An 18979-nucleotide genomic window follows, 5' to 3' on the forward strand; every position below is an offset into this window, starting at 1 on the left:
GGTGACAGATCGATCCACCGATATCGGTCGCGTGAGAGATTTTACCGTTCTGTTTCTTGCGGGAGTGGCTGCCACGACGCTGGTCGCGTGCGTGTCGATGCCGATTCGCGTGCCGGGGCATGCGATTCTCAAGGCAGCGCTGCCCCTGGCGTGCGGGCTGGCCTCCGTGCGGCGACCTTGGTCAGGAGCTATTGCGGGAGTTAGTGCGTTGGCGACTGCAGCATTGTTTTTAGTTCTCGGTATTGGGCATTTGCAAACCGCTGCACTTGTGTCGCTGTTGGCACTCGGGCCGGCGATGGACTGGTCGCGACGCTCGGTTTCGAAGGGCCTCCACTTGCTGCTGCGATATGCATTCGCGGGCCTTGTGGCCAACATGCTCGCTTTTGTCACCCGCTGGGGAGTGGCTTGGTTATTCGCCGATGGCTGGCATCCACTGAACTTTCAGCATGTGGCCTACGGCGCGTTTTGGTCGTTTGCTTTGTGCGGGCTCGCGGCGGGACTGTTGTGTGGTCTGCCCTGTTGCCGCAGTTACGAGAAATTGCCGTGATTACCGTCGGCATCGATGATACTGACGTTCTCGACGCCCCCGGCACGAATCAGCTCGCCCGGCACTTGGTTCAACAACTTGCCCATCGCTGGCGAGCCAAACTTATCACACGTCACCAATTGCTTGTCGATCCTCGCGTGCCGTGTACTCGGCGCAATGGTTGTGTGGCGATTGCCTTTGAAAGTGCTGAAGCGGCAGACGCCGCTGAGTTGGAAACGGCTATTGAGCAACTCATGTTGGCGTGGTGCCCCGCGGGGAGCGATCCCGGTTTGTGTTTGGTGACTGGGAAAGTGCCGGCGGAAGTCGTCGACTTTGGACGCCGTTGTCAGAAGGATTTGGTGACGCAAGCCAATGCACGTGAGTTGGCCAAGGAGCATTCGATCTGGCTCAGCGGTTTGGGCGGCACGAATGATGGAGTGATTGGCGCGTTGGCCGCGACGGGGTTGATGGCGACCGGTGATGATGGCCGCGTGATCTACCTGGGCAAAGCTGCGACCGATCACTTCGATATCTCGGGCGTCTATCCGGTGAATCGTCTGCAGGAGTTTGGCGTCGATGAAGTCCGCAATCTCCAAAGCCAGGAACTCGTCACGAATGGCGCGGTGGCGCTTGGCAAACGGCTTCGTCCAAACTATCGTCACGGCAAAGTTGTGCTGTTCGTCTCCCCGGCGACATGTCCGGGCACCGACTGGTTAGTGGAACGTGTGCTGTGAAACGCGACAGACAAACATTGCGGCGCGATGCACTGCAAATTTGGCGAGCCGGCGTGGAAGCTGTTCGCCCTGCCAATCTTATTCCCCATTTCGTCACCGTCGAGGGAGACATCCTACAAATCGGCGACGAAGAGTTCAACTTGCGCACGATTGAACGGATCGTGGTCGTTGGTGCCGGTAAGGCGGGGGCGAGCATGACAATCGCTCTCGAAAACGCACTTGGCATTGAGGTGATCGAACAAAAGCAGGTCACGGGTTGGGTCAACGTGCCTGCCGATTGCCTGGAGGCCACTCATGCCATCCAACTGCACGCTGGGAGGCCGGCCGGGATCAATGAACCCACCGAGGAGGGAGTCGCCGGGACGCAGGAAATCTTGCGGCTTGTGCAAGGCTTGGGTCCGCGCGATCTGTGCATCTGTCTGATCTCAGGGGGCGGATCGGCCTTGCTGCCAGCCCCCGTGGATGGGTTATCCCTGGCGGACAAGATTGCACTCACGCGCGAGATCGCTGCTCGGGGTGGAAACATTCAACAACTCAATATCGTCCGCCGCGAATTGAGCAAAGTGAAAGGCGGCGGCCTGGCACGGGCTTGTCGTGGGGGGTATCTCGTTTCCTTGATTCTCTCCGACGTGCTGGGGGATGACATTTCCGTGATTGCTTCCGGACCGACTGTCATGAGGGATGCAACACCGGAGTTGGCGATTCAAGTTCTAGAAGATTTTGATTTGCAGGATCACTCAGCCGGACAGACCGCACTGGGAGTTTTGCGAGGCCTACAGGAACGCGGCCAGCGAGCGTCAGTGAAGGACCTACCGCAGGTGACAAATATTGTGATCGGCAACAACGCCACAGCGGTCGACGCGGCGGGGATTGAAGCCGAACGGCTTGGCTACAGCCATGCGATGATTTCCGCTCCTCAGCCCGAAGGGGCCGCGGAAGATGTGGCGGCTCATTTGGTTAAGATGGCCAAGTCGATGCGAACCACTGCGGGGCCCGATTGCTTGATTTCGGGAGGAGAACCGACGGTTAAGTTGTGCGAATCAGACGAACGAGGGTTGGGAGGGCGTAATCAGCAGCTCGCGCTGGCCGCGTTAACACAGCTCAATGTCTGGCAAGGCGTCGCGCTCGTGTCGGGTGGAACCGATGGCGAGGATGGCCCGACCGATGCGGCAGGGGCCATTGTGGATGAACAGATTGCCCGACTGGCTCAAGAGCAGCAACTCGACACAGATCGTTATCTTGCCCGCAATGACGGGTATCACTTTTTCGATAAAGTGAATGGCCTCATCAAGACGGGCCCAACGCACACGAATGTATGCGATCTGCGCGTAGTGACAGTGAGCCAATCAACTGACAGCGATTAATCCCACCACCACTTGTCGGCTGGAAGGTCCGCAATCGAAACCGATTTGCGAGCCGCATCGACTTCGCCCTTTTCGTCAGCGAGTACGTTGTCGGTCTTCAACACGTCGTTGGCGCGAACCTGTACGCCGCCACCCACGGGAGTCGCCAACCGCGAGCCCTTCCAGATGCTGTTCACCGCCGAAGCGACTTGCTTGGGGGCATTGTAGGTTTCGACAGGGTAAGTTTTCTCATCACCCAATACCGAGAGATTCCAGCCAGCCTGACCGTAGAAATCGTTCTTTTGAATCAAGGCGGCGACGACGAGCATGTCGATACAGTTGCGCAGTTGAGCATAGACCGGGTCACGATCGGCGAGTTGGCCATACTTGGCGGTGAAGTTTTGGGTGAATTTTTGGCTGGCTCGGTTCTGGCTGCCAGATTGACTGCGTGAACCGTCCTTAGCAACCACTTCATCTTCACCAACGAGCTTGACGCCATTACCCACAAATTCCGCGGCGAGGCCGTCTTCTGAAACTTTGATTCGCTGATAATCGGGCACAAACCACCAACGCACCATCGCGTTGCGGGCCATCGAGGCGAAGTTCGCCAAAGAGATATAGCTGCGAATGTTGGCTGCAGGTTGCTCCAAGCCGATACCAATAAGTTTCATGCGATAGTCGGCTTCGACCATCACTTGCGCGAAATGCGTGGTGGCAGGAACACCACCAACGGTAATCACTTGCAGTCCCAAACTTTCACGTAACCCCTCGACGATAAATTGTTCGTCGATACCACCCTGAAAGTTCGTGCCAACCTGGCTCAAAAACTGCTGCATCCGCGCGAGGCCTTCATCGGTTGCATCAATCGAGCAATAGACTACCGGCTTGGATTGCTTTTGCGGTGGGAAGGTGCGCATTGCGACGACCATATCCTGCAATTCCAATACTGGTTTTCCTGATTTAATGCCGACGGGCCTTCCCGCCAGATCTTCCATCCAACCTTCGGCCGGACCAGCAATAACGATGTCTTTGGTTTCAGGGTAGTAGAACGCGTACTTGATGCGCGTGAGGCCCGCGAGATGCTTCATCGCTTCGTCAGGTCCATGACCTTCGGCGATTGATTTTTCAATCAGCTTGGCCAGCCGCGTGAGCGAAACCTTTCGCAGAGGGCTAGGTTCGGCAATTTCGGCATCCAATGCTGCCAAAGCCTGGGCAGCACGCTCTCGAGCGAGTTCCCCCTGGGTATCGTTCTTAGTCAGACGGCGCAATACGCCGTCGGCATCCACGGCCACGCCTGCAGCGATGAGATCATCTTCGCCATCATCGCCGCCGCCATCATCTTGTGCATTCACGAGAGATAGGCTGAGAGTGTGGACGAAGCAAAACGCCAGCAACAAAGAGTAGAAGGAATTGAGTCGCAAGGAATTGATCAACGACCGCATAGTGACCTCAAACTGAACTGCCAAAGAGTCTGTTCCGACAAAGGACCGCACATTATGCCCAGTCGTCCTACCTGTGTAAAACAGGTAGATCAGGCAAATCGGGCCAACCTTCATGGTAATTCGGTTCTCACGGGGAAGCAAGGAAATGCGGTCATTCCAGCAGCTTTTGCCCACCAAACAGGCTTACCACCATTTCCACGCTATCTTCCGGTGAATTCGGCATATTTCACCATACCGGTGCGTCCCGTGGAACCGCCAAACTGGCCCTGCAATGTTGACTAAAGTCAACGGGGATGTTGCTTTCCGGCAACACGATTTCGCCCAGGCGTTAAGTTTTAACAGTGTGTCAATCTGCGCGCCGACCGGAACAATCTCGGCCGGTTCGCGGTGCGTAACAAACCTAACGGCCTTTGCATGTGCGGTCTGCCAACAAGACGCTCGACAATTCTCCTTGCGCTCGCTCTGTGCGCATTGGTGAGCGGTGGCTGCATGTCTTTGCCACGGATCGACCCTTCCGGGGAACGCTGTTTCGTCTGGCCAAACCGACAAGCGGCCAACCCGGTGCTGGCCTCGGGCAATCAAACGGTAGCTCCGGTCCTCACCGATCCTATATTCCCGCAGCCTGTGGTTCCAACTGCTGGAGCACCGGGTTCTCCCAGCGTCGCGGTTCCGGCTTCACCAGTCCCGCCCGAAACACTCACGATTACGCCCCAACGCGTACTCGCGCCGGTTGGGTCGGAAGTGATTTTGAAGTCCGGGATTTGCACGGATCAGAATTATTTGGTGACGTGCCAAAAAATCGAATGGCTATTGGCCCGCGAAAGCGCTGGAGAATTGGTTTCGCTAAGTGGACGAGGATTGTTCGCCACAGCGGTTCTGCCTTGGAACCAAGGCAAGAAAATCGATAATCAATACGGCATCAGCTACACGGCGAAACACGCGCACACGATTGATCGAGGCACGCCTGACAAGAGCGACGATGTAAAAATCGAACCGGGACATGCCTGGGCGAGTGTCACCTCGCCGGTTGAAGGCACGACCCATGTCACTGCCGTTGCTCCGATCGTAGAAGGCTGGCCACAACGGCGCGCGAACGCAGTGATTTATTGGGTCGACGTGCAGTGGGAATTTCCTCCCGCGGTGATTTCCAGCAGTTCCTCGCAAATCTTGAGTACCGTTGTGCGGCGGCAAAGCGATGGCACGCCACTCGCGGGTTGGATTGTGCGTTACGAGGTGTCGGACAATTCGGGGTCTCTAACCGGCGGAAGTTCAGGGCAAATTTTGGAGGTGGTGACCGGCACGGATGGCCGGGCGAGCGTCGACGTCATGCCCACGGGCGGCACGGGATCGATCACGCGGATTGGACTTCAATTGGTGCGCCCGGCGGAACTGCCCATTGGCGACATGCCACGGCTGATCGTGGCGAACAGTTCGACGACGATCAATTGGGACGGCGGAAACAGCTATCTGCCACCGGCCGATAATTTGGGGACGATCCCGACTTCGCCCATTCCCGGCAGCACACAAACACCGGCACCGATCACCCCGGCTCCGGTCACACCCGCCCCCACTCAGCCACAACCCAGCGGGCCGGCCCGACAAGGGCTAGATGTTGAAATCATCGGCAACGAGACGGGCCAAATCGGCGGCGAAGCCCGTTTTGAAGTGATTATTCGTAACACGGGAGACGCTCCCGCCACGGGGTTAACGATCACCGACCAGTTTGATGCAGGTTTCAAGCACCCCAGTGATAACCTGAGCACGCAGAAAATTGAAAAGGGCATATCGACGACCCTCGCACCCGGGCAATCCCACAAGGAGTTCATCACCTTCACAATCACCCGAGCCGGCAATCTCTGTCACGATCTGACGGTGCGCAGTGCAGAAGGTGCCGAGACTGCGAAGCGGGCGTGCATCAATGTTCCCCAGGCGGAACTTGGTAAGCAGGCCGGCATGGAAGTTCGCAAAGACGGGCCTCGGCAAAGCACCGTGGGCGAAACCACGCTGTTTACTTTGTCGGTCAAGAATACGGGTGAAGTCCCGCTCACGAACGTGGAAGTTTTGGATGAATACGATTCTGCTTTGTTGGCCAAACCACGCACACAAGGTTATGAAGTGATTCGCAATGCTGACAACCGATCGCGCTTCCTTTGGCGATTGCCCGTCCTGAATGTGGGCGAAACGAAGCGCATTGAAGTGGATTGCACTTGCCAGGCACCAAAGCAACGAGCGTGCAGCTTGGCTTCGGTTACAGCAGAAGGCGGACCTGGAGTGGGGGTCATTCCTAGCGCAGACGAACATTGCATCGAAATTTTGGAAAGCCGCGCACCGGGCGTGGGTGGGCCAACCGATGTTGTGCCCCCCGCCGGAGCGAATCCCACGGGACTGCGCCTTTCGATTTCGCCTTACAACAAGAAACCGATTGTCGGCAGTCGAGCGACTTACCAGTTCTTTCTTGAAAACGGGTCGGCAACGCCCGACGAGGAGATTCAGCTCCGCGTGATCTTCCCGCCGGAGCTTGTGCCTGACATGGCAACTCTGCAATCCACCGTGGCAGCACAACTCGTGGGGAATGAACTGCGGTTCAATCCTGTGGCGATGATTCGGTCCAACGAACGGCTCAGCTTTACGGTGACCACGTCGGTGCTGCGGGCGGGAATTGTCAACGTGGTAGCCGAAGCCGTAAGCAGCAAAAGCCCCCAAGGGGTTCAGAAAACTGAGCAAGTCGAAATTGTGGGGTTCTAACCGCTTGCGTCAGTTGGGCGAATCGCCTACGAACGAAGGCATGCCACGCTTTGTATTGCTCTATCACGAATGCCCGCCCGGTTACGAGAAACCAAGCCATTGGGATTTCATGCTTGAAGCTGGTGAAGTCCTGTGGACCTGGGAGCTGCGCGAACTTCCTACCGCGTGGAAAGCAATTTTGCCGCAAACTAAGAGTTCACCCAATACAATCGTTTCTGCCATGCGACTCGCCGATCATCGCTTAGCCTATCTCGATTACGAAGGCCCGCTCACCAATGACCGTGGAAACGTGTCACGCGAAATGAGTGGCGAGTATCAACTGCTCGAAAGCACGGCGCAACGCATCGTCGTGCGGCTGACAACAGAAAAGCTGCAAACGACGGTCGATTTGGCTGAAACGAGTCAAATGGGCCTTTGGCAGCTGACAATTCTGGGCTAACCTGCTTTGGCCTGCTTCTTGGACTCTTTGCGGTCTGCCCTGGCTTGGCGAGCTTCTAAACGCTTGCGGTAAGCAGCGAGATTTTCTTGCTTGATCGCTTCGACACCGCTGTAAACCGAGCCGCGACCGACGATCGGCATGCTCGTTTCTTCACCGCGGCACAAGTCGGCCAACATGCTGACCGCTTCAAACCCATAATTGTAGGGGTCTTGAGCTATCGTGGCGTAAATGTGGCCCTCTTCGATCCCCTGCAACGTTTCATCGACCGCGTCAAAAGTGACGAGCTTGATCTGATCGAGCTTTCCCATTTCGTTCAGCACTTTGAGCAGCACGGGCGCTTGATAAGCATTGAGCGCTAAGATGCAACCCAATTCGGGTTCTTGAGCAAGGATGTCACGAGTCACTTGGGCACACGTTTCGTCGTTACCATTATCTTCAAAGTATCCGACCACGACATAGCGGGGCGTCTTACTGCCCTGTTCGGTGTCTTTCGTGAGTTGCCCGATTCGTTCCGCAAAGCCGCCGCGGCGTTCGATCATGTTGGCTTTCGTGTTGTTGGCCATGATGACCGCAACTTTGCCCCCCTCGGGCAATGCCTCGCTCACGAGACGAGCACAGGACCTACCGGCCGAAAAGTTGCTGGTCCCCACGTGGTTATGCCGCTCCGACAGGGGGGCATCCGAATCGTAAGTGACGACCTTGAATTCTCGTGCGATGTCGTTGAGTTGATGCGTTTGCCGTTCGGGATCGAGCGGGCTCAAGGCAACGCCATCATATTTGTTGGGGTCGAGTTTGCGCAGCAACATCATCTGGGCGTCGAGATCTTCAGTCTTCGTGGGAATCTCGACCTTGAGATTGACGTTATGGGCCTCCGCGGCGGCCTTGGCACCGGCTATCGAAGCCTGCCAATAGGGGCTTTCGCCGCCGGAGATGAACAGGACTCGCGCTGGCGGATCAACAGGGTTCGCGCGAAACACGGTGGCGCGGTACGCAAGCGCCCCGACGATAGCAATGACACCCAATACCCACAGCTTGGTCGAATCACCAGACACGGCCCACCTCCGCCCAGAAAAGGCAGCTATCACGTGAAGTATTTGCTCCACCGGATGCCGCGATCAATCGAAAAGATCCAGAAAAGTGCTTGCCCTTCGCCTGTACCACTTCCTTATAGCGTGGCGAGATGACGTATGCAATTGGCGAGGATGCAGGTTGGTGAGATAGCAGAACTAAGGCTGAAATCAGGTAAAATAGAACCGCTATCAGTCTGAATGGGTCCTAACAAAGGGCTGGCGTTGACCAGCTTTTCCTATCCACTAGAATTTTACCTCTCTTAACGAATCCATGGATTTCCCTGCGCGCAGACCGATTTGATGACCGTATTGATGAACGAACCCGCCGAAGATCAACCCGCCTCACCCTCCACGCTCGAAGCCGTCCGCCGCGAGAAAATGGCCAAGCTTGTTGCGTTGGGGATCGATCCTTGGGGGGGCCGATTCGATGATCGTTTGCCGATTGGTGAGATTCGCTCGCAGGCGGGCACAATTAGATATGAACTCGAAGATGGCACGAGCCTGGCGCTCCCAGACTTCGATTCGGCCGGGCCCGACTTCAATTTCCGCCAATGGAAGGCGGACCAAGGCAAAGGGAAGATCGTAGGTCCGCGGCTGCGCGCGGCAGGACGAATTGTACTGCATCGCGACAAGGGGAAGCTGCACTTCATCGATATTCGCGACATGACCGGACAGTTGCAATTGATGGTCGGGCAGCAACAAGTGGGCGACGATTGGAAGATCGTCGAACTGCTGGACCTGGGCGACATCATTGGCGTTGATGGTGAGTTGGTTCGCTCGAACACGGGCGAGTTGTCGATTGCGGCGGAACGGGTTTACTTTCTTACTAAGAGCATCGAAACGCCCCCCGACAAGCATGGCGGACTCCAAGACGTTGAACTCCGCCAACGGCAGCGCTACTTGGACCTCACCTACACTGAAGGCGTGTTAGAGCGATTCCTCAATCGCACCAAGATTGTGCGTTCGATTCGTGAAACGCTCAATGGGCAAGGTTTTGTCGAAGTCGAAGGCCCGACGCTGCATTCCATCGCTGGCGGTGCCGCGGCACGGCCCTTTATGACGCATCACAATACACTTGATATCGATCTTACGTTGCGAATCGCGTTGGAATTGCATCTCAAGCGATTGATGGTCGGTGGCATCGAACGCGTGTATGAATTGGGCCGAGTGTATCGCAATGAAGGGATCAGCCCCAAGCACAATCCTGAATTCACGATGCTCGAAGTTTATCAAGCCTACGGCGACTACCGGGCAATGATGGATCTTACCGAGCAATGCATTTGCAATGCGATCAAGGCCACGGGGCAGCCCAACAAGCTGCAATGGGGTGAGCTGGAGATTGATTTTACGCCACCTTTCCAGCGCCGGACGTATGCCGAGTTGTTTGAAGAAGCAACCGGCATTAACGCTGCCGACGAACGGGCGATCGCGGCCTTGGCGAAGTCGCTGCATATCGAGACTGAAGGCCGGCACCCGGATGTGATTAAGAGCGACGTGTTCGAGGAAAAAGTCGAAGACGCGCTGATGGGCCCGATCTTTGTCATGGATTATCCGGCAAGCATTTGCCCGCTTACTAAGCGGAAGCGTGACAATCCAGCAATTGCTGAGCGTTTTGAGCTGTTTATCCACGGCATGGAAGTGGCGAATGCCTACACAGAGCTCAATGATCCGGATTTGCAGGAAGAATTATTCCGGACACAACTGGCAGGCATGAGCGAAGAAGATTCCATGGCCAAGATGGATACGGATTTTGTGCGGGCACTACGGCACGGGATGCCCCCCGCGGGCGGTCTGGGAATTGGAATAGATCGGTTGGTGATGTTGCTCACAAACACGCAAACGATCCGCGACGTGATTTTGTTCCCGCTGCTAAGACCGGAAGCTAAATAAGTTTTTTATCGTACTCTCGCCCAAGGATGGGTTATGTACAAACTACTGCTCTGCTGGCGTTATCTACGCACGCGTTACATTGCGCTCGTTTGCATTGTGAGCGTCATGCTCGGCGTCGCCACGATGATTGTGGTCAACAGCGTCATGGCGGGCTTCACTCACGAGATGCAAGCACGCATCAACGGCATGCTGGGTGATCTCATCTTTGAGAGCCATTCCATGGATGGCGTGGCCGACGCCGAAGCCCACATGCGCAAGATTCGCGAAGTGGCTGGTGACGATATCATCGGGATGTCGCCGACGGTTCATGTCCCCGCGCTGATGTATATTGATATCAATCAGCAGCTGCTGACACGGCAAATCACACTCGTTGGCATCGACGAGAAAACCTATTCTACTGTGAGTGCCTTCGGCCAGTATCTGCAGCACCCTGAGAACCGCGAGCATCTTGAATTTGCTTTACGGAACAACGGGTACGACGTCTACGACCACCAAGTTCCTGACCAGAGCGAGCAAAAACCGCGCGTGCAGATGGAGCAAGCCGGTTGGAACTACCGGCAGCAAAAAGCGATGCTCAAAAAGCAGCGCGAATTGGTTTCCACGAGCCCCACAACCGATCAATCTGCGAACCCCTTTGCACAACAAGATCCCAACGGTGAAGAACCACAGGGGCGTGATTTCGACATGGCCACGGAGCAACACGTGGGGGTTGTGCTGGGCATCGGCGTGTGCGGTTTCCGTGCCGCTGACGGGAGCGACCATTTTGTCGCGCTCCCCGGCGATGACGTGCGGGTGAGCTTCCCCAAAGCCTCACTTCCTCCTGAAGCCATCAGCGAGTTTTATACGATTGTCGACTTCTACGAGAGTAAGATGAGCGAATACGACGCGAGTTTCGTGTTCGTTCCTTTGCGAGAATTACAGAGAAGCCGGGGGATGATCGATCCCGAGACAGGCATCGGCAAATTCACCTCGATTCAGATTAAATTGCAGCCTGGGGCCAATGCCGAGGCGATTCGCGACAAATTGCGAAACGAATTTCCGGCGCAGTTGTATATGGTAAGCACCTGGCGGGATAAGCAAGGCCCCTTGTTGGCTGCGGTCAATATGGAAACGGCCGTGCTCAACGTTCTACTGTTCATGATCATTGCCGTCGCGGGGTTTGGCATACTCGCGATCTTTTACATGATCGTCGTCGAAAAAACCCGCGACATCGGCATCCTCAAATCACTCGGGGCCTCGGGCAGCGGTGTGATGGGAATTTTCCTCGGCTACGGACTGAGCCTGGGGATTGTCGGCTCGGGAGTGGGTATGATCCTGGGCCTGCTCTTTGTGGCCAATATCAACGAGATCGCCGACTTGTTAGGCCGTATTACAGGCCAACCTGTTTTCGATCCGTCGGTGTATTACTTTTACAAGATTCCTACGATTGTCGAGCCGTTCACCGTCATGTGGATCTGCTTGGGAGCAATCGCGATTGCCGTTTTGGCCAGTGTGCTTCCCGCGCGGCGTGCCGCCAACCTTCATCCGGTGAGGGCCTTGCGTTATGAGTAACATTCACAATCCCTTTGCCGGACCGCGCGTCGCAGGAAGTTCTGCGCTTGCCCTGCAGCCGGAGACATCCCCCGTGCAACTCGCTACGCGTGGATTGTTCAAGAGTTACCAAAAAGGCTCGTTTGGCATTCCCGTGCTCCAGGGAATCGATCTTTCGATTTATGAAGGAGAGTTCCTGGCGATAGTCGGTTCCAGTGGCTGCGGCAAAAGCACGCTGCTGCATTTGTTGGGAACGCTCGATAAACCCGATGCGGGCGAAGTTCATTTCGAAGGTCACCGGATCGATAATCTGCCGAGTGCCAGCCGCGATCTCCTTCGCAACAAGCACTTTGGCATGATCTTTCAGTTCTATCATTTGCTGCCCGAATTGACCGCACTGGAAAATGTTCTGGCATCAGCCCTGATTGCCGAGGGAGTGCTTGGCTATTGGGCGCGGCGTGGCTCGTATCGGCGACGTGCTGAAGAATTGTTGGAGAGGGTTGGTATCAGCGCCCGCGCCAAGCACAAGCCACGCGAACTCTCCGGCGGCGAGATGCAGCGTACGGCAATTGCCCGGGCCCTGCTTTCCCATCCCAAGGTGCTGCTGGCCGACGAACCGACGGGGAATTTGGACCGCTCGACGGGCGAGCAAATTATGGAGATTCTGCGTGAGTTGAACCAACGGGAGAAGCTCACTATAGTCATGGTGACGCACGATCCTTGGATCGCCGAGCAGGCCGATCGGATTGTGCGGCTCGTCGAGGGCCGAATCCAGCGGGCTTAGCGTGAACCTTAACCGACCGCTCACGGTCACTTTTTCACGCGATGGCCCTGCGTTCTCCGCGCCTCTGCGTGAACATTCAATAAAGAGAAATTATGTCGCGACAAATCTATATCAATGGCAAGTACTTTGCCTCGGAAGACGCCAAAATCAGTGTGTTCGACCATGGATTGCTCTATGGCGATGGTGTGTTTGAAGGTCTGCGGAGCTACAGCGGCAAGGTCTTTCATCTGGAGCAGCACGTGCGTAGGTTGTACGAATCGGCTCACGCGATTTGCCTCGAGATCCCCCTGTCGCAAACAGAGATGTGCGAAGCGATCAATGACACGGTCAAGAAAAACAATCTGACTGATTGCTACATCCGAGCGGTCGTAACTCGAGGGGCGGGAACGCTGGGACTCGACCCCAACCGTTGTAGTAACCCTCAAATCATTATCATCGCTGATGCGATCGCGCTATATCCGAAAGAGATGTACGAAAACGGTCTGGAGATTATCACGACCAGCACGATTCGCAATCATCCGGCAGCGCTCAGTCCACGGATCAAATCGCTCAACTATCTCAACAATATTCTCGCCAAACTTGAAGGGTTGAAGGCTGGCTGCGTGGAAGCTTTGATGCTCAACCATAAAGGCGAAGTCGCCGAATGCACGGGCGATAATATTTTCCTAGTCCGTGATGGTGTGATTTACACACCTCCGTATGATGCGGGCATCCTGGGGGGTATCACGCGCGAGGCGGTGATTGAGCTTGCTATCGCCGCGGGCATCGAAGTGAAAGAAATTGCACTTACCAAGCACGATGTTTACGTGGCCGATGAGTGTTTTCTCACGGGGACTGCCGCGGAAGTGATCCCGGTCGTGAAAGTGGATGATCGATCCATTGGTACTGGCAAGCCGGGACCCGTGACGCTCGATTTGAAAGAGCGATTTCATAAGTACGCGCGGTCGTGATTTGCCCGTGCCAGGATGACCCGGCTAAATGCGGGTGTTATTCCACGCGCCAGTCGGCCAAGTGAATTTCGACCGACGAGCGGCCGCGGAAATGATTAATCACGGGGCGAAACGCAATCGACATCGGCCCTTCCACGCGGGCGAGTTCTTCTTCCCAGTCGCCGCCACCAAAGGCCACGGCCCGCATTTTCACTCCGTACTGATCGAACATCATCGAGAGATGTTTGCCGGTGGAACCCATCCGCTTCAATCCGCCGGAAAGTCGTACGTCGCTGGCACAAAAGAGTGGCCGGGAATTGCCGTGACCAAAGGGAGCGAGATTCTCGATCTGTTCGACAATTTGCCGGGTGAGCATTTGCAGCGATGCCTCGGCGTCGACTTGCAATTCCACACAACGCTCAGCATTGCACAGCTTTTCGGTGGCGATGCGGCAAAACTCTTGGCGGAAAGCAGCCAGGTTTTGTGGCGTCACTCGGAGCCCAGCCGCCGCGGCATGGCCGCCATGGCTTTCTAGCAAGTGGCCGCATTCAGCCAGTGCTTCGTGCAGATTAAAGCCCGGAATGCTTCGAGCTGATCCCAGTCCAGGTTTAATTCCCAATGGATCGTTGGCAATCATCACCACCGGGCAATTGAACTTCTCCGCAAGGCGACCGGCTACGATGCCGATCACGCCCGGATGCCATTCGTGATCCGCGAGCACCAGCGCCGTGGCTTGCTCGGGATCGCCAAAATCGCGAGCTTGCTTCAAGGCGGAACGCGACATGGTGCGTTCCATCGATTGACGCTGCACGTTCATTTCTTCCATGTACTGGGCAATCGTATCGGCACGCTGCTGGTTTTCGGTGGTTAGCAATTCGATCGCCAATTCCGCCTGCCCCAAACGACCCGCCGCATTCAGTCGAGGTCCAATCGTATAACCCAAATCGTCGCATTCGAGCCGTTGTTTTTCGTCCAGCTTGGTGGAACGCATCAAAGCGGCGATGCCCACCGTCGGCTGCGATCTCAAACAGCCGAGACCGTAACGCACCAGGATACGATTCTCATCAACGAGCGGCACTACGTCGGCCACGGTGCCAATAGCCGCGAGTCCGACGGCTTGCAGCAAAAAATTCTTCAGTCGATCGGTGACCTTTTGGCCATTGCTGGCTTGTTGGCAAATGGCCCAAGCGACCTTGAACGCCACAGCCGCGCCACAAAGGCCCGCGAACGGATACGGATCGTGTGGCAAACCAGGATGCACAATTGCCGCCGCAGGAGGCAATTCCGCGGCGAGCTGATGATGGTCGGTAATTACAAGGGTCAGCCCCAAGTCACGAGCCCGCTTGGCCTCGGCCACGCTCGCCACCCCGCAATCCACGGTGATGACCAGCTTGGTACCTTGTGCGGCAATTTTCTCGATGGCCTCGGCGTTGAGACTGTAGCCTTCCTCGATCCGATGCGGAATGTAGAAATCGACCTCGGCGTGGAGTAGCTTCAAGCAGCGCAACAAAATGGCCGTAGCGGTCATACCGTCGGCATCATAATCGCCGTAGATCGTGATCCGCTGCTTGGCCTCGACAGCGGCGTAGATAATCTCAGCGGCGCGTGTGGCGCCAGGAAGTTCAGCCGGCTCGCGCAGTCCGTTAAGTTTGGGATCGACAAACTGTCGCGCGAGCTGGGGATCCGTAATGCCACGCGTGACCAGCAGCCTGGCAACCACATTGGGGATGCCCGCGGCGCGTTCCAACATCGCGACCTCGTGAGCATCATGAGTCGCTATGCGCCAGCGTTTGGGCATTCGTCCGTGAACCTGTAAGATGGAAATCTGTCGGTGATTATCGCTAAGTTAAGGCGGCTACGCAGGATGACAAGCCTTTAACTCTAACAGCCCGAGCCTATTTCTTCTTTTCGTTATGCACGGTATGCCGTCGCAGACGAGGCGAATACTTCTTCAGCTTCAACTTTTCGCCACCCAATTTGCGGCGGATCGTGTAGTTGTAATCGCCCGTTTCTTCGCAAACGAGGAAGACGGTTTCCACTTTTTTCTTGCGCTTGCCAGTTTTCTTAGCCATCTTAAATGCTCAATAATCGTTTCAGGATGCGACACCCGCTCCCCTAGGTCGAGGGCGTCAAGCCAATGCGAAACTTCAGATTGTAAGATTTTGGCGTGGATTTTTCCAGTGGTGAAATCCTTTGAGTTAACGGCGTAGACTTAAATTCTCGATGAAAGAGCTTATTAAGGAATACCGCCAAAATGGGCTGATTTTGGCCCTTTGGCCAACTGCTGATGGTCTCTATCCTTAAGGAACTGGAACAAAACGCGGTCTCAGCCGACCAACCTGTAACCAAGGCGTCGAGGCGTTCGTCATGAATCCTCCCTCCGCCCATGACACTTCAAACGCTAAAGCAGCGCCTCCGCAGCCTCAATCGCCAGCAGGCAACCAAACATCGCATGGGGCGTGGCCATGGCTTAAAAACTGGTTGCTAGACAGCGAGTCGTCGTCTTGGCTTGCTAGCGGATTAGCACACTTTTTGATCGTCCTCCTGCTGTCGTTCATAACAATCATTCAGCCCGGCGTGGGGCCCGACTGGAGTTTCGAGAGTTCTGTTGATCCTGCTGAAGTTGTCGACGATCTCGACGTGGAGTTAAGCACCGTCGACATCACCGGCGACGAACCAAGCGAAGCTCGTGATGCTCCTTCACCCATGGGGCTACCTGATCAGAGGCTGGGCAGTGATATGAGTGAAGTGGCGCCGCCCCTGCTCGCTCCGCATGCCACAGCGTCCGTAGACGATCTGGCAATGAATTATGAAGAGATTGGTTCACCCCTCGCGATGCCCGGTGGAGGGCTCGAAGGCCGCCGCTTGGAAAATCGTCAGGGGATGGCTTTGTCAGGAGGGGGCTCTGAGGCCAGCGAGAAAGCTGTGGAAGCGGGTCTTCGTTGGCTGGTCGATCATCAGCTCGAGAATGGGAGTTGGACATTTTTTTTAGATGCCAAGCATTGTCCTCAATGTGCCGACCAATGCCGTAATCCTGGGCTCATTGAATCGAATACGGCTTCTACAGGGCTCGGGTTGCTTTGCTTCTTGGGAGCAGGATATACCCATCATGAAGGACCTTATCAAGAAGTCGTTTCCAAGGCGATCTATTTTCTCATCAACCGCATGAAACTCACGGCTGATGGTGGGGATTTGCGTGATGTTTCGGTGGTTTCGAATCCGATCGACAATATTCTGCTCGTGCGCAAAAGCGGTGACATGTATTCCCATGCAATTGCATCGCTCGCTTTATGCGAAGCCTACGCGATGACGCTTGATGCACAACTCAAAGGGCCTGCTCAGGAAGCGGTCAACTTTATTGCCTACGCGCAGAATGAGGGTGGGGGTTGGCGTTACGAACCAAAGGAGCCCGGGGATCTTTCAGTAACGGGTTGGCAATTAATGGCACTAAAAAGCGGTGTGCTTGGCCGCTTGGAAGTCCCCCGTCATGTTTGGTATCGAGCGAGCGAATTCATTGACAGCGTTCAGGATGAAAAAGGTGCGACATATGGATATCAGGAACCTTCCAATCGTCGGCCTTCGATGACCGCCGTGGGTTTATACGGCCGCTTGATGATTGGCTGGCCACGCAGGCACCCACCGCTTCTCAAGGGAGCATTACTGCTAGCCTCGCAACACCCCCGCGATAGCAACATGTATTTCAATTACTACACAAGCCAAGTCCTGCATCATTTGGGGGGAAATGCTTGGAAAAAATGGAATCCACGAATGCGAAACTATCTCATCACAACCCAGGCGAAAGACGGCCACGAAACCGGCAGTTGGTATATTGATGAAGCTTGGAGCGATCGGGGTGGCAGGCTCTATACTACGACGTTGGCTATTCTGACGCTCGAAGTTTATTACCGCTATATGCCTATGTATCAAGCGGATTTCATCGACATGGCGCCGTAGCAAGAGAAAAAAGCCCCGAGAGCAATCCCTCGGGGCTTATGAAATCCTACCTGCGTAAATCGTTTCAGCTAAAGGCTTCAAAGCCAAAATCCAAAAGCAAACCCAGATCGTTGCCGCCCAGATCTTCGAAACCATCGGTGCCACGGCCACCACTTAGGATGGATAGTAGTGACACTTGGACGTCTAAAAGGGCCAGGGCATCGTTACCTGCACCCAATTCCACAGTCAGTAGATCAAAAGCCGAATCCACGATTTCCACGCGATCAGTACCACCGAAAGTGGCTACAATTCCGATGCTAGTATTCACCGTGGCAAGCAAGACAAAATCATCACCGTTGGCAGTAAGCACCGTGACGTTATCGGCGTCGACACCGAGAATATTGACAATGTTTGTACCTGCCGCCGCAACGCCCAGATTGCCGCCGATGACGGCACTTTCGACTTGGGTCGTGTTGCTGCCAGCACCAAGGCTCATGGTGACATTACCACCCACTTCGGCAACGAAGACCGCGCCGTAATCGTCACCACCCCCTAGCGACATTGTCACATCGCCGCCAATCACCATATCGACCACACCTGCGATATCAGCACCCGAGCCAGTGAGCACTGTCACATTGTCTGTCACGTAGGAACGATCTCCAGAAATAAACACGTTGCCATCATAATTCTGGAAGTCAATATTGCCATTGGTATCAACCAAGCTCAAGTCATCACCCACGCTGATGTCGGTCGTCCAGACGATTTCATCGCCCGATCCGCCATTGATTGTGAGATCACGGCCGATGTTGACAGGGCCAGAAATGGTTGTACCGAAATCGAAATCTTCGTTGATGCCGATATAGATTTGATCATTGCCCGCACCGGCGTTAATGATCAAATCCCGCGGCAGATTCAGATCGCGGGAATTATCGATTTGGGGAAAGCCATAGATGCGAGCGACGTCATCGCCCTCTCCCAAATTGATGATCACGTCGCGTGTTACGCCATTAACAAACAAGATTTGATTCGTATCGCCATTGATCGTATCCCCTAAAGGCCCACGATTAAGAATACGGTACTGCCCGCCACCGTCACCGGGTTCGAGAATAAAAGAGTTAGGGTTCGCGTCACCGGTGATCACAAGATCGCCATTCACGACCTCGACGGTCAAGTCCGCGGCGAGCGGGACTTTTTCTTCTAACGATTCAAAACTAAGACGCTTCTGCAGAGCATTACGAAACATTCTGTATTCCCCGGTTCGAGAAGATTGATCATTGCCCACAAGCAACGCTTGCCAACAGGTCGCTTCCATCAGATCGTGTCGCGGTGAGCTAGTCGGCCGCGAATTCAGTGCCGCTCATTGTATGGCGGTGGCGGACCAATCACAAAAGTAATTTCTCAAAATTCGTTTGTGGCAAATAACATCTTCATGATCAATTTGGAATCATCGCTCAGGTCTCGGTGATCATTACTTTTTACGCGTCTCGCAAGGTCTTGCTGTCGCATAGGGTTGACCATTGGTGCACCCGCTTTTTTGCCGTTACCAGCATCAAACTGCTCGTAGACAAGCCAGCCAGTGGGATTCTAACGGTTGTGCGAAATATGCCATTGAAT

General features: G+C 55.2%; 15 protein-coding genes. 10 read left to right on the top strand and 5 right to left on the bottom strand.

The window, feature by feature from the left end:
* The first annotated feature begins 1 nt into the window (after position 1).
* From SH678x_RS16185 to SH678x_RS16195, 3 genes are read left to right on the top strand one after another with little or no spacing between them, the layout of a single operon-like run.
* Positions 2-547, top strand: a complete 546-nt coding sequence (locus tag SH678x_RS16185; RefSeq protein WP_496919491.1) for a hypothetical protein — start codon at positions 2-4, stop codon at positions 545-547.
* Positions 505-1260 carry a hypothetical protein gene (locus SH678x_RS16190; RefSeq protein WP_496919492.1) on the top strand — a complete coding sequence of 252 codons (756 nt, stop codon included), beginning with the start codon at positions 505-507 and terminating at the stop codon, positions 1258-1260. Before SH678x_RS16185 ends, SH678x_RS16190 begins: the two co-directional genes overlap by 43 nt.
* Positions 1257-2624 (top strand): glycerate kinase type-2 family protein, encoded by a 1368-nt coding sequence (locus tag SH678x_RS16195; protein ID WP_496919493.1) that lies wholly within the window; start codon positions 1257-1259, stop codon positions 2622-2624. The genes SH678x_RS16190 and SH678x_RS16195 overlap by 4 nt, the downstream gene beginning before the upstream one ends.
* Here SH678x_RS16195 and SH678x_RS16200 read toward each other — a convergent pair.
* Positions 2621-4045, bottom strand: coding sequence for a DUF1598 domain-containing protein (locus tag SH678x_RS16200; protein ID WP_496919494.1), 1425 nt, complete (start codon positions 4043-4045; stop codon positions 2621-2623). The two genes, SH678x_RS16195 and SH678x_RS16200, sit on opposite strands and share 4 nt — an antisense overlap.
* Before the next feature lie 489 nt (positions 4046-4534).
* Here SH678x_RS16200 and SH678x_RS16205 point away from each other — a divergent pair, with 489 nt between their 5' ends.
* On the top strand, positions 4535-6790 hold the full coding sequence (locus tag SH678x_RS16205) for a COG1361 family protein (RefSeq protein WP_496919495.1): 2256 nt from the start codon (positions 4535-4537) through the stop codon (positions 6788-6790).
* A 40-nt stretch (positions 6791-6830) separates the two neighbouring features.
* Entirely contained in the window at positions 6831-7229 is a 399-nt protein-coding gene (locus tag SH678x_RS16210) for a DNA polymerase ligase N-terminal domain-containing protein (RefSeq protein ID WP_496919496.1), read from the top strand.
* Here SH678x_RS16210 and SH678x_RS16215 read toward each other — a convergent pair.
* A complete protein-coding gene (locus tag SH678x_RS16215) occupies positions 7226-8281 on the bottom strand; it encodes a substrate-binding domain-containing protein (protein WP_496919497.1) in 1056 nt (351 codons plus the stop codon). The genes SH678x_RS16210 and SH678x_RS16215 overlap by 4 nt on opposite strands.
* 330 nt (positions 8282-8611) lie before the next feature.
* Here SH678x_RS16215 and lysS point away from each other — a divergent pair, with 330 nt between their 5' ends.
* The 4 genes from lysS (at position 8612) to ilvE (ending at position 13453) form a co-directional block, all read left to right on the top strand.
* Positions 8612-10189, top strand: coding sequence for a lysine--tRNA ligase (lysS, locus tag SH678x_RS16220; RefSeq protein WP_496919498.1), 1578 nt, complete (start codon positions 8612-8614; stop codon positions 10187-10189).
* Between the two features lie 33 nt (positions 10190-10222).
* Positions 10223-11740, top strand: a complete 1518-nt coding sequence (locus SH678x_RS16225) for an ABC transporter permease (protein ID WP_496919499.1) — start codon at positions 10223-10225, stop codon at positions 11738-11740.
* Complete coding sequence (locus tag SH678x_RS16230) at positions 11733-12503, top strand: ABC transporter ATP-binding protein (RefSeq protein WP_496919500.1); 771 nt, start codon at positions 11733-11735, stop codon at positions 12501-12503. Before SH678x_RS16225 ends, SH678x_RS16230 begins: the two co-directional genes overlap by 8 nt.
* Before the next feature lie 92 nt (positions 12504-12595).
* Positions 12596-13453, top strand: a complete 858-nt coding sequence (gene ilvE / locus SH678x_RS16235; protein WP_496919501.1) for a branched-chain-amino-acid transaminase — start codon at positions 12596-12598, stop codon at positions 13451-13453.
* A 37-nt stretch (positions 13454-13490) separates the two neighbouring features.
* Here the strand turns inward: ilvE and recJ are convergent, their stop codons facing one another.
* Positions 13491-15230: a single-stranded-DNA-specific exonuclease RecJ gene (gene recJ / locus SH678x_RS16240; RefSeq protein ID WP_496919502.1), complete on the bottom strand. Its 1740-nt coding sequence runs from the start codon at positions 15228-15230 to the stop codon at positions 13491-13493.
* Positions 15231-15327: 97 nt separating this feature from the next.
* Positions 15328-15504, bottom strand: coding sequence for a 50S ribosomal protein L33 (rpmG, locus tag SH678x_RS16245; protein WP_496919503.1), 177 nt, complete (start codon positions 15502-15504; stop codon positions 15328-15330).
* Between the two features lie 295 nt (positions 15505-15799).
* On the opposite strand from rpmG, the gene SH678x_RS16250 reads away from it, so the two are divergent.
* Positions 15800-17386 (top strand): prenyltransferase/squalene oxidase repeat-containing protein, encoded by a 1587-nt coding sequence (locus SH678x_RS16250; protein ID WP_496919504.1) that lies wholly within the window; start codon positions 15800-15802, stop codon positions 17384-17386.
* A gap of 64 nt (positions 17387-17450) precedes the next feature.
* On the opposite strand, the gene SH678x_RS16255 is transcribed toward SH678x_RS16250, so the two are convergent.
* Positions 17451-18608 (bottom strand): hypothetical protein, encoded by a 1158-nt coding sequence (locus tag SH678x_RS16255; RefSeq protein WP_496919505.1) that lies wholly within the window; start codon positions 18606-18608, stop codon positions 17451-17453.
* Positions 18609-18979: the final 371 nt, after the last annotated feature.

Source organism: Bythopirellula superficialaquae (genome assembly GCF_059632245.1).

Coding starts and splice junctions, on each gene's coding strand:
- SH678x_RS16200 (WP_496919494.1), bottom strand. CDS start 4,045: ATGCGGTCGTTGATCAATTCCTTGCGACTCAATTCCTTCTACTCTTTG.
- SH678x_RS16205 (WP_496919495.1), top strand. CDS start 4,535: ATGTCTTTGCCACGGATCGACCCTTCCGGGGAACGCTGTTTCGTCTGG.
- rpmG (WP_496919503.1), bottom strand. CDS start 15,504: ATGGCTAAGAAAACTGGCAAGCGCAAGAAAAAAGTGGAAACCGTCTTC.
- SH678x_RS16250 (WP_496919504.1), top strand. CDS start 15,800: ATGAATCCTCCCTCCGCCCATGACACTTCAAACGCTAAAGCAGCGCCT.
- ilvE (WP_496919501.1), top strand. CDS start 12,596: ATGTCGCGACAAATCTATATCAATGGCAAGTACTTTGCCTCGGAAGAC.
- SH678x_RS16230 (WP_496919500.1), top strand. CDS start 11,733: ATGAGTAACATTCACAATCCCTTTGCCGGACCGCGCGTCGCAGGAAGT.
- recJ (WP_496919502.1), bottom strand. CDS start 15,230: ATGCCCAAACGCTGGCGCATAGCGACTCATGATGCTCACGAGGTCGCG.
- lysS (WP_496919498.1), top strand. CDS start 8,612: ATGAACGAACCCGCCGAAGATCAACCCGCCTCACCCTCCACGCTCGAA.
- SH678x_RS16255 (WP_496919505.1), bottom strand. CDS start 18,608: ATGTTTCGTAATGCTCTGCAGAAGCGTCTTAGTTTTGAATCGTTAGAA.
- SH678x_RS16210 (WP_496919496.1), top strand. CDS start 6,831: ATGCCACGCTTTGTATTGCTCTATCACGAATGCCCGCCCGGTTACGAG.
- SH678x_RS16225 (WP_496919499.1), top strand. CDS start 10,223: ATGTACAAACTACTGCTCTGCTGGCGTTATCTACGCACGCGTTACATT.